At 48.0% G+C, this 15,537-nt stretch carries 11 protein-coding genes and 1 riboswitch; of the genes, 9 read left to right on the forward strand and 2 right to left on the reverse strand.

Annotated elements, in window-relative coordinates; genetic code table 11:
* Nucleotides 1-142: 142 nt before the first annotated feature.
* Nucleotides 143-1,756: a hypothetical protein gene (locus G493_RS0119905; protein WP_028581801.1), complete on the reverse strand. Its 1,614-nt coding sequence runs from the start codon at nucleotides 1,754-1,756 to the stop codon at nucleotides 143-145.
* Nucleotides 1,757-2,488: 732 nt separating this feature from the next.
* On the opposite strand from G493_RS0119905, the gene G493_RS0119910 reads away from it, so the two are divergent.
* Nucleotides 2,489-2,920 (forward strand): MarR family winged helix-turn-helix transcriptional regulator, encoded by a 432-nt coding sequence (locus tag G493_RS0119910; protein ID WP_035275322.1) that lies wholly within the window; start codon nucleotides 2,489-2,491, stop codon nucleotides 2,918-2,920.
* A 129-nt stretch (nucleotides 2,921-3,049) separates the two neighbouring features.
* On the opposite strand, the gene G493_RS0119915 is transcribed toward G493_RS0119910, so the two are convergent.
* Nucleotides 3,050-3,679 carry a flavodoxin family protein gene (locus tag G493_RS0119915; protein WP_051309643.1) on the reverse strand — a complete coding sequence of 210 codons (630 nt, stop codon included), beginning with the start codon at nucleotides 3,677-3,679 and terminating at the stop codon, nucleotides 3,050-3,052.
* Between the two features lie 297 nt (nucleotides 3,680-3,976).
* A riboswitch (cobalamin riboswitch) is annotated at nucleotides 3,977-4,160 on the forward strand.
* A gap of 259 nt (nucleotides 4,161-4,419) precedes the next feature.
* On the opposite strand from G493_RS0119915, the gene G493_RS32550 reads away from it, so the two are divergent.
* The 8 genes from G493_RS32550 to G493_RS0119955 form a co-directional block, all read left to right on the forward strand.
* Nucleotides 4,420-6,309 (forward strand): adenosylcobinamide amidohydrolase, encoded by a 1,890-nt coding sequence (locus G493_RS32550; protein ID WP_161629859.1) that lies wholly within the window; start codon nucleotides 4,420-4,422, stop codon nucleotides 6,307-6,309.
* Entirely contained in the window at nucleotides 6,306-10,193 is a 3,888-nt protein-coding gene (locus G493_RS0119925) for a cobaltochelatase subunit CobN (RefSeq protein ID WP_028581804.1), read from the forward strand. The genes G493_RS32550 and G493_RS0119925 overlap by 4 nt, the downstream gene beginning before the upstream one ends.
* Nucleotides 10,193-10,942 (forward strand): DUF2162 family putative transporter, encoded by a 750-nt coding sequence (locus G493_RS0119930; protein ID WP_028581805.1) that lies wholly within the window; start codon nucleotides 10,193-10,195, stop codon nucleotides 10,940-10,942. Before G493_RS0119925 ends, G493_RS0119930 begins: the two co-directional genes overlap by 1 nt.
* On the forward strand, nucleotides 10,939-11,556 hold the full coding sequence (locus tag G493_RS0119935) for a MotA/TolQ/ExbB proton channel family protein (protein WP_028581806.1): 618 nt from the start codon (nucleotides 10,939-10,941) through the stop codon (nucleotides 11,554-11,556). Before G493_RS0119930 ends, G493_RS0119935 begins: the two co-directional genes overlap by 4 nt.
* A gap of 163 nt (nucleotides 11,557-11,719) precedes the next feature.
* Entirely contained in the window at nucleotides 11,720-12,073 is a 354-nt protein-coding gene (locus G493_RS0119940; RefSeq protein ID WP_028581807.1) for a DUF2149 domain-containing protein, read from the forward strand.
* An 8-nt stretch (nucleotides 12,074-12,081) separates the two neighbouring features.
* Entirely contained in the window at nucleotides 12,082-13,695 is a 1,614-nt protein-coding gene (locus G493_RS0119945) for a carbon-nitrogen hydrolase family protein (RefSeq protein WP_028581808.1), read from the forward strand.
* Complete coding sequence (locus tag G493_RS30335; RefSeq protein WP_084813685.1) at nucleotides 13,679-15,256, forward strand: TonB-dependent receptor plug domain-containing protein; 1,578 nt, start codon at nucleotides 13,679-13,681, stop codon at nucleotides 15,254-15,256. The genes G493_RS0119945 and G493_RS30335 overlap by 17 nt, the downstream gene beginning before the upstream one ends.
* A 51-nt stretch (nucleotides 15,257-15,307) precedes the next feature.
* Nucleotides 15,308-15,537, forward strand: a 230-nt coding sequence (locus G493_RS0119955; protein ID WP_028581809.1) for a helix-turn-helix domain-containing protein, incomplete at its 3' end; no start/stop codon positions are given.

Genomic DNA, 15,537 nt, shown 5'->3' on the forward strand with positions numbered 1-15,537 from the left:
GCGCCCTGTAAGCAGTTACAAATCAGGGGTGTTAAAAAACTGGGAACAGCAGGGGGCAACCTGCACCAACTCCCAAAAAATATATTGGTGCTGTGGCAACCACATGTTCGACAGGGACAGAGTTGTTTCCCGTATCATCAATTCACGGAAAATCCGGGCTGGATGATTTCCGGTTGGGAATCTGTGATAGAGCTGATCGGTATTTCAAGGTCAATTCATGGCCATGGTAGCGCCTGCCGGCTCCGATATCTATTGCTACCCGGGAATTCGGGTCTGGTAGCTGTACCTTGAGGCTGTGTTTTTCTGCAATCCGCCTGTCCACAAGACATTGAAAAACCCCCATGGCTGTTGCTGCAGGAAAAAGCTCATCCTCTGAGAACTGGCCAGCCTCGGTGAGAAGATCACTCATCTGAACCTCCCGCTCCTTGCCGACCCGTTTATAGAGCATTTCAAAAGCATTCTGCATAAGCTCCTCATTTAATTCAGGTACAAAGCGAGACATTGCCTCACCATCAACTTCCAGGATTTTCTGGTGATGGTCATCTGTGGTTTGCAATCTTTCCAGTGCACGATCACAAGCTTCAATCACCGAAGCAGGATCAAACAGCGCTTTTTTGGCCGGGGGATCTATCCGGGCAATGAATTCTTTGCCGATCTGGGCGGCCTGCTGTTCCTCCAGTCGCAATATTCGTCCCATGACCTCGTCCATACTGGGAAAAGCACCGGTAGGTCGACGCCTGAACAGTTTGTGGCTGAATTGCTGATAATCCTCAGGAAGATCTTGCAGTTCTCCTGCCAGTTTCATCAATTCATGGTTCAGGGTTTCTAATTTTTCTGCCAGTTTATGCAATTTCAAGCTGTGCTTTTTCGTTTGCGAGTGCAGCATGTTTTCAATAACCAGATTATGCAGTTTGCTGCTTTCTTTCTGGATGTCCATGGCCTGGTTTACACCCTCTTCAGCCAATTTCTGCACATGCTTGTAGTCAACAGCCTTGATATTGCGTCGTATCAGGCGGCGGACGGTATGAACCTCCTGAGCTTTTCGGGAACATTGCTTGTTGTTGCCTTCAGCCACACTGATGGCGTCGTCCAGGTTACCTCGTTCCAGCAGAAGTTTGATGCGCAGGTTACCAATGGCAGCGGCATCAAGGGCACTGGTTTCATGGAGACCGAAGTAGGCTGCATATCCTTCATCCGTCAGTGTGAAAAGCGCTTCTTTGCCTTCATTGGAATAGACGGTTTTAATGAGCCAGAAACGGCGGCTGAGATACCCTCCGGTGGCACCATCGAAATAGGTGTAGGAAAAGGGCAGGTATCGATTGGTCCTGTTGGTCAGATGGTCAAAGACCTTATTGATAACCCCCTGCAGCACCTCGTCAGGAAAATCCAGGCTGCAGGCCGTCACCTGGCTGCGGACCAGGGGCAGGATTTTTTTTAACACCTGTGAACGGGTGGCACCAATTTGGTATTCCGTTAATTCTGAAATGACATCAAGAACAGCAAAAGCCGTCCACATCAAATCAACAGCTTCCCAGACTTCCGCTTCTTCCCCATTACCCTGGCCAAAACGTCGCGCTTCCAGTTCGTAAATTGGGCGCATGAGTAATCCGGAATGGGTTGCACGGCTGACGTCTGACTCAAAGCCCAGATCATCAGGTTCTTGTGATTCTATGGCCTCCTGGTTTGACAGTGCGTCATCTTTTTCTTCCTGGAGGTGGTTTTGTACGAAATCGATAAGATTGAGATGAATAGACATGGCTAAATGATATTATGGAGCTTTTTATCCCGAAATGTTCATACGCTATGAGTGGTGCCAGCTACCTGATGATATGGAGTCCCGTTGAGTCTTTTTTATAGAAGAGTTGTCGCTCTGAGCTGTTATGCCCACATGTAACGGGCGCTGCCTTGTGTCTGTCGTTTAGTTTTATCAGGTGCCTTGTTGTCATGTTACGATACAACTGTGGGAAATTCGGGATGAGTCAAGGCTGCGCACGATACAAAGAACGCGTCTATGGGTCAATAAGCAAGTGGCGTGTTTTTTGTTCGAATGTATAATTGTTTCAAAACTACAGTGAGATGAATTTGGGGTGGAAAATGAGGGGTACAACGACATGGTAATCGTTTATATTTTTACCATTAACTGTACGATCTGTCATCTTTATAAAGCGATGGGCAAGGCGTCAGCATCCCAAGTGGTAAAATGTGTACGAGAGGGAGCTGAAACGTGATAAAATTATTGGAAATCCGTTACATTCAGTGTTTTTTTATTGCAGACTGATCTCGGTACCACCTTCCGCGACATTGGTTCTTTGGGGATAGAGTGCATTGAACAGCGTATGCAGTGATTTTCCGCATCTACCAAATCATTTATCTGGTTTTTCCCCTTTGTTCGTCTGGTTTGATATGGTTAAAAATTGTTGACACAATTATATATTTGCTATAATAGTTGACCGGTCAACAATCTGTTAATTAATAAACAGGAGATGGTATGGAAGGCATGTCGAGCAATGCTAGATTACTGGCTACGCTGTGGAGAACAACTACCTGTATATCAAAAAAGATTGATACTAAACTCAGTTTACATGGTATTAATTTTACAGAGTTTTTAGCCATGCTGTATCTGGCCGGACAAAAAGAAAAGCAAGCAAGACGCATTGATCTAGCAGAATATATTGGAGTCACCGCTTCGGGAATAACTCGAATGCTCGCTCCAATGGAAAAGATCGGCTTGGTGCAGAAGGAAAAAAAGGCACGCGATGCAAGGGTTAGCATTGTTAAACTGACTGAAAGTGGAGAAAGAATCCTGGCTGAGGCATTGGTCAGTATTCACGAAGTCGCAGATAGTATTTTCGCCGGATTTCATCCTGAAGAAAGCGACAACATACAAAGTAAATTGGTAGCTTTACTTCGTACAACTTGATGTCTGAATCAATGGGTGTCCGGTGGTTACTTCAGGGTACTTCCTCTGGACACTCATAGTTCCTGAATACACGCACCGTTCCTCGCAATGTCTTTTTTTACTTTTGAACTCAAGAAGGATGTGCTTGGACTATTTCAATGAAAGAGCCAGTTTTTGTCCCATTTGATATGCAGAATGCATTGCTTGTTCGTCTTTTTTTACTTTTGCCTTGTCAAAAATTTTGAATATTGACAATTCACCTACTATCTCATAGCCGAGAGCATCAAGCGGCTTTTTCATCGCTTCCAGAGTAAATCCCATATCTTCAGCTGATTCTTGTTCGCAAATTGCAGCGATCACAGCTTTTCTGTTTTGGTTATGCAGTTGACTGGACCAACTTCTTGGGCGGTCATTTTCAAAGGTATAAAAACAATAGAGGCGGTCAATAAACGCCTTCATCCAGGAGGTTACATTGTAATTGTGCGTAGGGGATACCAGCACTAACCCTTTTGCAGCATATAATTGAGGATATAATGCTGACATTCCGTCAATTAATCCCGTACATATTTTTGTTTTCCTGCATTTTTCACATCCTATGCAACCCTGGAACTGAATATCTGTCAAATTCCAATACTGAGCAGGAATTTTTTCCTGGTTGACCCCTGACATAATTGTTTGCATCACAATGTCAGAGTTGCCGTTTTTACGTGGGCTCCCACTGAATCCAACGACTGTATTTTCCGGTGTTGTATTTTCGAGTGTAATTACTGGTGAGGGCATGTGTCTGTCTCGTTAAAATATCGATTCACTTGAGAGGGGGCATCGCTGTGTTGTTGAAAAATTCATCGTATTTGAGAGCTTGCTTCCCTGGTGTCGCCTAATATAATGAATATCTATTGTTCTTTCAATATGCAGAACCTTTACTCAGGTCTACTGGTTTCTATACATTTCAGGAAACGCAGACAGGGACTGAAATATAATGCTGTTTATATATGTGACGTGAAACATGTAGAGCTGCACAATTCAGCTGGAGGGTAACAGCCCGTAAATGCCTTGACAGTGTCGCATGTTTTTAATATATCAGCCAATGTTTCAGGTGCCTCATATGAGGTGAAAAGGGAACCCGGTTTGAGTCCGGGACGGGCCCTCCGCTGTAAATGGTGACGACCGCTGCAAATTTGCCACTGACAACAATGTTGGGAAGGCGCAGCTGCTAGAATGACCCATAAGTCAGAAGACCTGCCTGAAGAAATATAGAAAACTGCTTCTGGCTAAAGGCGGGTTTCAAGATGTCCACAGGATAAAAAAGGGAAATCCCTGGATAGACACGTTGTCTATTCAGGGATTTTTTTTTGGCTGTTGATATCAACCTGCTCAACATGGCTCATACCTTCGATCGTGAGATAATGGGGAAACATATCGTATTCTGTTTGCTTTTTTTGTGTTGTCTGCCGGCAGCGAAAAGTTCAGGAGTGGGCCCCAGCCAGGTTCCTCCGAAGGAAACATCGAGTTCTGAAATAATGGTCCCGCAAATACCAAAACGCGTAGTATGTCTTGTTCCTTCAATTACACAGATACTGGTTGATTTGGGGCAACAAGAAAAGATAGTCGCCCTCTCACGTCAGGATCTTATAAACCACGCTTCTTTTCGGAAAAAAAGTACAGGCAGCTATTTCAAACCAGATACGGAAGCCATCAGACACAGTGATCCGGATCTGGTGATTTGTTCTCCAAAGCATGCGGAGTATCTGAAGACGGAGCTGGACAGTACAATTCCCCTGTTGGTTATTACTGCCCAGTCAATGGATGAGACTTTTGAGCAAATTCATCGGCTCGGCAAAATGTTTCAGTGTGAAGAAAAAGCCGGGGAAATTCTTGCACGTATACACAATCAACTCTCCCAGGTGGCTCAGCGGCTTGACCGCGAACATGATCTCAAGAAAAAACGGGTAGTGCGGGTTATGGCAGGGGATGCCCTTACAGTTCCAGGGGATGACTCTTTCCAAAACGAGATGATACGGGCAGCCGGAGGTATTACTGCCCAGTGGGGTGAAAACGGATTTGCAGTACCCATGGATCCTGAAATCTGGCAGGAGTTTAATCCCCAGGTCATCTATGGGTGCAAAGATAACGCTGACAAGGTCCGTCAACTCTTGCAGACAGAGCCCTACCGTAACGTGGAGGCCGTACAAGAGGGCAGAATCCATATGTTTCCCTGTCGAATGACCTGCTATGCTTCAAGTATTACGGGAAATTTTGTGCAGTGGCTGGCAGCAGTGCTCTACCCGGATATTTGTGCCGATCCGCAAAAGGCGGTTACTGCAGATGCAATCCTCCGTCATACGCCGGTTACCTCAGGCCTGGACTATGTGCAGCATGCAGAAGTCATTGAGCACAGGCTGGCTGATTCCACATATAAATCACTGGTTCTCACATTCGATACTCCACAGACAGTGCTCTCCACCTTCGAAGGCCTGCGTGAAAATATCAGGGGGTGCGGCAACACCTTTGTCCCCATGGCTGCCAGCCTTGGTCATATGCGTAACGGAGTGGAGCAGGTGAAGAAAACCCTGGCCAACAACCTGGGGTTTTCCGAACAGAGTTTCACTACCCTGATGACCGGGGCAAACATGGACAACCTGGCCGTGGTAAGCAGGGAGTATAAGGATCTTAAGGTGACTGCCATGGTAACCGGCGGAGTCAGGGGGAATGCCATGCGGCTCTCACGTGACACAGGGTATTACGCCTCACATGGCACTATCAATATAATAGTGGCCTCCAACCGGAAACTTTCCACAGCTGCCATGACCCGAGCAATTATTACTGTGACCGAGGCCAAGACCGCAGCGCTTACTGACCTGGATATCAGAAGCGCGTATACGCCATGGCCAAACCAGGCCACGGGTACTGGAACCGATAATGTCCTGGTCGTACAGGGTGAAGGACCCTGGATTGAGTTTGCCGGTGGCCACAGCAAGCTGGCCCAGCTGATGGCCGAAGCCGTGCACGAAGGTGTGACCCAGGCTTTGGCCAGACAAAACGGCATCCTTGCCGACCGAAATATCGTGCAGCGTCTGTTTGAACGCGGATTGAGCCTTGAAAAATTGGTCCAGCATTTTGAGAGCGGTATGAATCCTCGCATCCTGGCCGCGAAATTGGAGAAACTTCTCAAGCAAAGCTACTATGCTGCTTTTGTTGAAGCTGCTCTTGCTGCATCTGATGCCGGTGAAAGGGGCTTGATGCGAGAAAGTGTTTTCTGGGATGAAGTCTGTGAAAATATCGTTGTAAAGCTTTGCGGCACTAAAAGAGCACCAGCTCTCTGTAATTCCAAGAGCATTCCACCCACCGTGGCCAAAGCCTTTGGCGCGCTTATAACAGGGATTGAATTTTCCGGGGAGTACCAGCCATGAGATTGCATGCAGCATTTTTGTATTTCGTCCTTTTATTTTTTACTCTGCTGGTGTCTGCATATGCTGCTCAGCAGGCCAGTGGTATCACCTTTCTGGGCGGATCGTCCTACTCGTATAAAATAAGCAAGGCACTGGAAAAGGTTCGGCAGGATCCTGCTGCCTCCCAGGTAGAGCTGACTTATTTTACAGAAGAGGATCTGGCCGCCAATGCCATTGATCCGGATATCATCTCCCGCTCCCAGGTCATCATCATTGATGATATGTATAGAAGTCATCGGGAATATGTCCTTAAGCAGGTAGACTTTTCAAAAACAAAGGTTTTCGGCCTCTCCACAGTGGCCAACAACCCGGATCGGATCACAGCCGATGACAAGGTCAAGGCCTATGCAAGACCATTGACCCGCAACAACCTGAGCAATCTGGTTCGTTTTCTGATGCATCGGGAATTGGGCATCAATATCAGCTACAACGCGCCGCAGATTGTGCCAAAAACCGGCATCTTTCACCCTCTAAGCCCTGAGGTGTTCCAGGATTTTGCTTCCTATCTTGCCTGGTACAAGGAGGCCGGGCTCTATCACAGCAACGGCTCCTGGGTCGGCATTCCGGAGATGTCAACCTATGTGTACCCTGGTGAGACGGGTACGGTGGTCGCAAATCTTGTGCAGAAACTTGAAACTGCAGGAATGAACGTCCTGCCGGTGTATTCCTATCCAGCTTCTCTGGCCCTGGAAACGTATTTTTTTGATACAGAGACCTCGAAGTCCAGGGTGGATCTCATTGCCTCCATGGCTTTCAAGTTTTCCCCGTCTGATGTGGAGAATACCCGGCAGATGTTTGAGCGGCTCAATGTGCCGATTCTCAATCCCTTCAGAGTACATTTTTTGACAATTCCAGAATGGCGGCAGGATCTCCAGGGTGTTGGTCCCATGGAGGTCAGTTACGCCATGAACAATCCCGAGGTGTTTGGCCTGATCGAACCTTCGGTCATCGGTGGCAAGGTCAAGCAGACAGATGAGCTGTCCGGCAAAGACCTGTACACCTATGACACCATTGACGAGAATCTTGACTTTTTCATTACCCGTATCAAAGCCTGGCTCAGGTTGAAGACTCTGGCAAACAAAGATAAAAAAGTGGTCATCATGTTCTGGAACCACACCCCAGGCAAGCAGAATATCGGTGCGACCTATCTCAATGTCTTTGACAGCCTGGAGAAGATCCTGGCCCGTCTCAAATCCGAAGGCTACACAATAGACGGGAAACTGCCCAGCCAAAAGGAAATCCAGGAACTGATCCTGTCAACAGGGCGTAATATCGGCTCCTGGGCTCCCGGAGAGTTGGACAGGCTCCTGGCAAAAGGTCAGGCAATACGGTTACCCATAGACCAATATAAAAAATGGTATTCTGCTCTAGACCCGGAGTATCGCAGTCTGATTGAAAAGGATTGGGGTGCCCCTGAAGAGGGTAAAGTTATGACCAAAAACGGGGAGATTATTATCCCCTGCGTTACCCTGGGTAATGTGCTTCTGGTACCCCAACCCTCCAGGGGCTGGCATGATGAACCCACTAAGCTCTATCACTCCACCACCCTCTGGCCCCATCACCAGTACACAGCGTTTTATCTCTGGCTCACTCAAGGGTTCAAGGCCGATGCCCTGATCTCGTTGGGTACCCACGGTACCCATGAGTGGCTGCCGGGAAAACAGGCCGGTTTGAGCAGATCCTGCCCTCCTGAGGTGCTGATCCAGCATTTGCCGAACATCTATCCCTACGTAATGGATGATATTGGGGAAGGCGTGCAGGCCAAGCGTCGGGGCAGAGCTGTGATTATCGACTACCTTATTCCTGCCATGAAAAAGGCTGGGGCGTATGAAGAATACGCAGATCTGACCGAGCTGATCTCCGGGTATAACCAGAGCGCAGCAATACATCCGGAGCTGGCGGAAAAGAAATTTGAACGGATCAGTTCCATGATTGCGCGTTTGGGGCTGTTGAAAGATCTGAAATTGGATCACCTGGATGATGCGGCTCTGGAAAAGGTGGAACATTACCTGCTCGAGATCAATGAGGCGACCTTGCCTTACGGACTGCATACTTTTGGAATCTCACCCGAAGGACAGGAACTGCAGGATTTTGCCGAGTTGATTGTTGACCGCAATCCTGAGTTGGATATCGAAGAGGTAAAGAAGAAGTTAGCTCTGTGTGACCGGGAAATGAATCACCTGGTTAAAGGGCTCAGCGGTGGCTATGTGGTTGCAGGAGAAGCCAATGATCCTCTGCGAAACCCTGAAGCCATCCCCACTGGTAACAATTTTTACGGGTTTGATCCATCCAAAGTACCGTCACAGGATGCCTGGATACTGGGAAAAGAACAGGCCGAACAGCTCATTGAAAAATATAAAAAAGAGCATGGCTCCTTTCCTGAAAAGATCGGTCTTGTCTTCTGGTCCATTGAGCTGCAACGCAATGAAGGCACCCAGGTTGCAACTGCCCTGCACCTTCTCGGGATGAAACCTGTCTGGGATAAGAACGGTAAGGTACAAGGTGTTGAAGCCATTCCCGGTGAGCTTTTGGGCAGACCCAGGATTGATGTGCATATGCAGGTTTCCGGTCTGTTCCGGGATAATTTTCCAAGTCTGATCCTTCTGTTGGATGAGGCTGTACAACAAGCGTCCCAGCTGCGGGACGTGGAAAATTTCATCTCTCTGCATAATGAAAAGATAAAATCCTATCTGCTGGAAAAAGGCTACGACGAAGAACAGGCTGATACACTGAAATCCCTCAGGGTCTTTTCCAACGAACCCGGCTCATACGGCAACACCATCGAGGATCTGGTTCCTGCTTCGGGCACCTGGGAAAACGATGATGAAATTGCCGATGTCTTTATCAACTACGTCTCCTTTGCGTATGGGAAAGGGATCTGGGGAAAACCCCTGAAGTCAGCCTACAAGAAAAATCTGGAAGACGTGGATGTGACCATGCATACCAGGTCTTCAAATATCTTCAAGAGCCTGGATACGGACGGTGTTTTTTCTGAGCTTGGCGGCCTGGCCCTGGCAGTAAAAAGGGTGAGCGGTTCATACCCTGAGGTGATCCTCTCCAACCAGGCTGATCCTGATGCTGCCTATGTGGAAGACATTGAAACCGCCATCGGCAGGGAACTCAGGTCGAGGTACCTGAATCCGAAGTGGATCGAGGGGATGAAAAAAGAGCATTATGCCGGAGCCAGGGAGATGAATCGTTTTGCAGAGCATCTCTGGGGCTGGCAGGTGGTTACTCCTTTTGCTGTTGATGGTGCCAAGTGGCAGCAGGTGTATGAGGTCTATGTGCAGGACAAATACGGTCTCGGTCTCAAGGAATTTTTTGATGAAAATAACCCCTGGGCACAGCAATCCATGGCTGCCCGTATGCTGGAAGCGGACCGAAAGGAATACTGGAAGGCTCCCGAGGAAGTGAAAAAAGATCTGGCCAGAACCTATGCCCTGAACGTGATCGAAAAAGGCGTAGCCTGCTGCGAGCATACCTGCAACAACCCCATGCTCCAGAAATTCGTGGCCAACATTGTTTCGCTGTACGGGTTACTCACCCCGAAAGAGCTGGAGCAGTTTAAAATGACCATCGCTAAAGCGGTTGGCAGAACCCAGGCAGAGCATGAGGCAGACCACCAGAAGATGCGTCAGGCTCTGGACAAGGCTTCTGAAAAAAACAGGCAGGAAGAGTCGGTTAAAGCCAAAGAGAATGAACAGAAACTGCAAGGCTATGAGATGGTTGAACAACCGGCAGAGAAAACCGAAGTCACCTCTTCCGGAAGCTCCTGGATGGTGATGGCTATTGTGGCATTGACTCTTGGTTTACTTGTTTTCGGCTGGAAAAGGAGGAAGATCTGATGGTAGAAAAATTGTGGATAAGTGGGGTGATTGTGGCCTTTCTTTCATTTGGGATCAAGGCCGGTCTGGGGATTGGTTCTAAAATGTTCAACCCCGCTGTCACCAGGATGCAGGCTGCGCTCTTTTTTATCACATCCCTTGTTACCTACATGGCTCTGTTTGCCGGACTCTATCTGGTGGTAACCCGGTTGAACCTCATTGCCTATCTCGACCGGTTATCCCATTTGCTCCAATATGGCATGTCTGTGCATATTGCTGTGGCTCTAGGGCTGGGCGTGTGGGGGATTAAACTGCTCCTGAAGCCTGAAAATATCCAACAGTCAGGGTCAAAAGCAGGGCTTCTGCTGATGCTGCCTTGTCCCGTGTGTGCGGCAGTCATCCTGCTGAACCTTACCCTGGCGCTTTCCCTGTCCAAGATGTCCCCTTTGGCAACGACCCTGTTTCTGTTTGCCCTGTTCTGGACCATTATTCTTCTTACTCTGCTTGCACTGGCTGCTATTCGTGGCAGGGCCGGTGTGAATAACGGGTTCCTTGGCGCCTCAATGGTACTTATTGCCATCTATTTCCTGGCCACGGTGCTTATCGCGCCCATTTATCCGAAAATCAAACCTGCTTTTGCCATGGCAGCCTCCAATAACCCAATCAGCCGGATGGACCCTCATTCCACAGTCATCCTGTGTGTATGCTGCCTGATACTGACTGGCGTTGGTTTTGCTCGGTTTCAATTACGTAAAGGAGAAGTTTCTTGAACCTGTTTGCCGCATTTCAAACCGTACTCTATACCATTTCCACTGCGCTGCTCTATCCGGTGGTAATCTGTCTTCTCTTGCTTTGTCTCTGGTTGCTCATATACACAGGGGGATTTTTCGCCGAATGGATTAAACGGCGCACCCTGACCGGTGATGTGGAACATGACATGGAGACAATTCACCTCAAGAAAGAGCTGCCATCCAGCCTGATACCCGGTCTGCCACTGAATGTGACCTCCTACGCTGCAACATTGTCCCGTCTGGTGCAGGAAAACAGTCTGTTTTCCCTGGAAAAAATAGAATCTCTGAACCAGAAAAAACAATTGGAGATGTTCAAAGAGGTGGATCGGATCAGGCTTATTGTCCGCATCGGTCCCAGCCTTGGCCTGATGGGAACGTTGATACCAATGGGTACCGGTCTTGCCGGACTTACCCAGGGGAACATGGCCCAGCTTTCCTCCAGCCTGATTCTGGCGTTTACCACCACTGTTGTAGGATTGGCCTTAGGCATTACTGCACATTTTTTCTCTGTAATAAAAGAGCAATGGGCCATGGATGATCTCAGGCAGATCAACCTGATAACCGAAGCCATGGTAAAAGGCCACCTTGAATAATTGCTTTTTCGTCCAATCTCGGCGTTATGCTCAAAAAAATTATCCTCGAAATATCAGCTATATGTCTGTGGTAATTTTTCTCGCATGCCTTGACCTTGAACGAAAAATCTAATTATTCAAGATACCCAAAAGACGATTCCATTGTACAGGAGGAGAAAAGCGTATGAAATTTATGGCCAGTTCCCAGCCCGCCAGGTTCCGCCGAACTGCAGGGCAGGATCCGATGAACGGGGTCGCGAACCTCTTTGATGTGGCCCTGGTTTTTATTGTTGCTCTCTTGCTCTCGCTGATGGCTACTTTCCAGATTCTGGATTTTTTTAACCCGGACAGTGAAATCACCATCATGAAGAAGGTCAAGGACCAGTGGCAGATCATCACCAAGAAAGGGAAAGAAGTCAAGGTCAAGAAGGTGACAGACAAAACCGTTGGCGGAGATGAAGGATTGAAACTGGGCACGGCATACAAGCTGAAAGATGGTCGTGTCATATACATCCCAAATGAAGAAACTCCCAAATGAGACGGCTCATGAAAACAGTCTTGCGATGCCTCCTGGCCACAGTCTTTCTTTGTATCACCGTTTCCGCTCTGGCCGGGACAACCTCCGTAAATGGCCAATCCCTTACAATCGCTCTTGTTCATTTCAAGGTTCAGTATAAAGAACCGGCACGAAACCTGGAAGAGTTAAAAAAGCTTCATCGTGAGGCAGCTGCCAAAGGTGCAAAGATCATTTTTAACACGGAGCTGGCACTAACCGGCTACTCCTTTAGCTCTCGTGAAGATATACGGCCTTTCACCCAGACCGTTGACAGTCGCCTTGTTAGAGAGATAGCGGATCTGGCAAAAGAGCTTGCTGTGTATATCGGCATCACCTTTCCTGAGCGGGATGTGCAGACCGACAGCTTTTATAACGCAGCAGCTGTTTTTTCACCTCAGGGGAAACTGGTCTGCAATTATCATAAGATCTACGGGGAAAAACGTTGGGCCCGCCCCGGCAGCCCATATCAGAACAACCTGTTTCTGACCCCCTGGGGCATGGTCGGGGTGGTCATCTGTGCAGACAGCTATTTTGACCTGATTCCCAGGACACTTGCCCTGAAAGGGGCAGATCTTATCTGGGTGCCGGCCAATTGGCCGCCAATGGGGCAACTCTCTCCAGTTGATATCTGGAGTATCCGTGCCATGGAAAACGGCGTGTATCTGGCTGCCTGCAACCGAACAGGCAAGGACAAGACCATGGACTGCAGCAAGGCCGAATCTGCAGTGATTGCACCTGACGGAACACCTCTGGTCAGTCGATCATCCGAAGAATCCGCTCTGCTCTTTGCAAACATTTCTTTGGATGAAAATGGGCAGATCAGCAAAATGCAGCGTAAGCAGAAAATGGGGACTCGGAATGTCGCCTTGTATCGGCAATTGTACCTTGATCCATGGACTGAAAACCTGACCATGTATTATCAGCTTCCTGATCCGGGAAAAATACTGCTTCATAGTCTTACCTCAGCCCAAAATCCTCTGGATATTGGTGCTATAGAGGCACAGGTGGCAGCGGAATCCTCCCCTTCTCCAGCTCTCTGGCTTCTTCCCCAAACAGGCGTAGATGTACTCAACAAGGAAAAACTCCAGGCAATTGCCCGGTCATATAACTGCGCCTTTGCACTTTCAGTGAGATCTGAACAGGGGAATGTATCAGAGCTGTTGATCACAAAAGAAGGCATCCAGAGCTTTACCGACGCAAAGGGTGAACTCCCATACAGGTTGCTTCGATTCGGACCGGCAGCAGTTGCCATGGTGCCACTTAACGAATTGCGTCACCCTGAGCTTGGAGTTGTCCTGGCCAAATTGGGCTGTGACCTGGTGTTGGTTTCAGAGCCGGAACTCTCTGCTTTAGATATACGTCTTGCCAAAGTCAGAACCATTGACAATTTCGCGATTGCTGCCAGTGGTTCAAACAGGGCGGTGATAGCACAGATGAAAGGTGTTCACGGGGATATACAGGTACAGATGTCGGACAATGGAAGATCTTGTGTTCTTGAATTGGATACCGTGGAAACCCGATCCAAGGAATTTTATGATCGTGTCGATTTTGATGTCCTGCTTAGGGACGATAAAGGAGAATTGAAGAATGAATACGTGCAGTAGAGTGCTTCACCATACAATCAGGCTGGTCAGCAAGTCCCTGGCGATATTTTTCAGTGTTCTCCTTTTCTTTTCAGCAACGACCAAAAAAACCTTTGCGGCACATGAGCACAGTCAGCATGATGTACCTGCCACTACTGAGGAGATGGTTGTTGTTGCTGATAAACTTGATGATTTTGTTCGGAAGAACCCTTCGCAGGTGGAGTGCATGGGGGCTGCGGAAATTGAATCACGCAATTTTTTGCAGGTTCAGGAGGTACTCGGAGCCATGCCGGGAGTAGATATCACCTCTGATTCAGGAGGACTTGGTACCCGGATCTCCATCCGTGGAGGAGGAGGTTCAGGGGCCGTATTGGTTCTCATCGATGGCCGGCCCGCTTCCACCATGCAATATGGCGGAGTGGATCTGAGCAGTATCCCCATTGATATTGTAGAAAAGATCACTGTTTTCAAGCCGCCTGTACCTGTGTGGTTGGGGCCTGACAGCGCTGCAGGAGCTATCTACATCGAGACCAGGAAAAAGAAACACGATACCTATGAGAAGAAAGGTAAAATCAGGGCAACTGGAGGATCCTACGGATTTGGTACCCTGAGTGCAACAGGTCAGCTCGATACCGAATCCAGTCAATATCTGGTTTCCGGAGGGGCGTCACACAAAGACGGCACACGAGACAACAGCCAAAAGGACCAGGGGCACCTGAACCTGGGGTATACCTATAAAGAAGATGGCAGGGAGTTGCAGGTTAACGGAAAGGCATACATCTCGGATCACGGTATCGCCGGCCCCACCTATAACCCAACGCCCGATGCCGAGCAGCGGTATGAAAAGGCAAGCCTTGATCTGCAATATAAAGGGTTCACAGACGACGCCGATTATACGCTGAAAGGGTGGACAGACGCAAAACGGTTGGATGAAACTTCGCAGAGTGGAGAAAAATCAAAGCTGGATACAGCCACGGCAGGGCTGGGTTCTGATTTCTATTTCAGCGTTGATGACGACGATAACGAACTGAGAATAGGTGGACAATTTGAACAAAGCTGGGTGGACCATACATTGTCCGGTGAGCATGATAGAAGCAGTGTTTCCACCCACTCTGAGTATAATATCCGCCAGGAGTTCTCTGTATACACCCTGGGTGGCCGTGTCGATTATACCAATGATTTTGATTTCTCGCCCGGCGGCCATCTGGGAATGAGCCATGAATTTTCCGAGACCACGCAGGTCAAGGCGAATATCGGGTATAGTGAGCACGTTCCCACCTTCAGCCAGCTGTATCAGCCAAGCCATGGAGCCATTGACCAGGTCCGCGGGAATCCCGATCTAGACAAGGAAAAAATTTTCTCTATGAGCCTTGGCGTTGAACAGGATATTTTTGACCGACACACGCTATCTGTTTCATTGTTCAGAACAGATTCCATGGATCTTATTAAATATCAGCGGGATGACAATAATATCAGCAGTCCGTTGAATATCGACCAGGCATACAAACAGGGGGTTGAAGCCACTCTCAAATTTGTACTTTCCGATAAGCATAACGACATAATTATTTATAAAAAACATTGACATTAGCTTTCCAGCTTGTAAATTTGCAATAAAATCAAACTGGAGCAAAATATGCTAGGAGTTAGTTTATCTAAAGAACAAGAGAATGAGCTTCATTCATTTAGGAAGCAGGCTTCTTCAAAGGACTCAGAAAAAGCACTGATAATTTTACTGAGCAATGATGGCAAAACAGTACCAGAAATAGCCCAGATCTTAAAACGAAATCCGCATACTATTCGTGACTGGCTTAAAAGATACATGGCAAAAGGGATCAAGGGATTAAACAGAAACTTTTCTCCAGG

Origin of the sequence: Desulfogranum japonicum DSM 18378 (genome assembly GCF_000429945.1) — a bacterium.
GTDB lineage: Bacteria > Desulfobacterota > Desulfobulbia > Desulfobulbales > Desulfobulbaceae > Desulfogranum > Desulfogranum japonicum.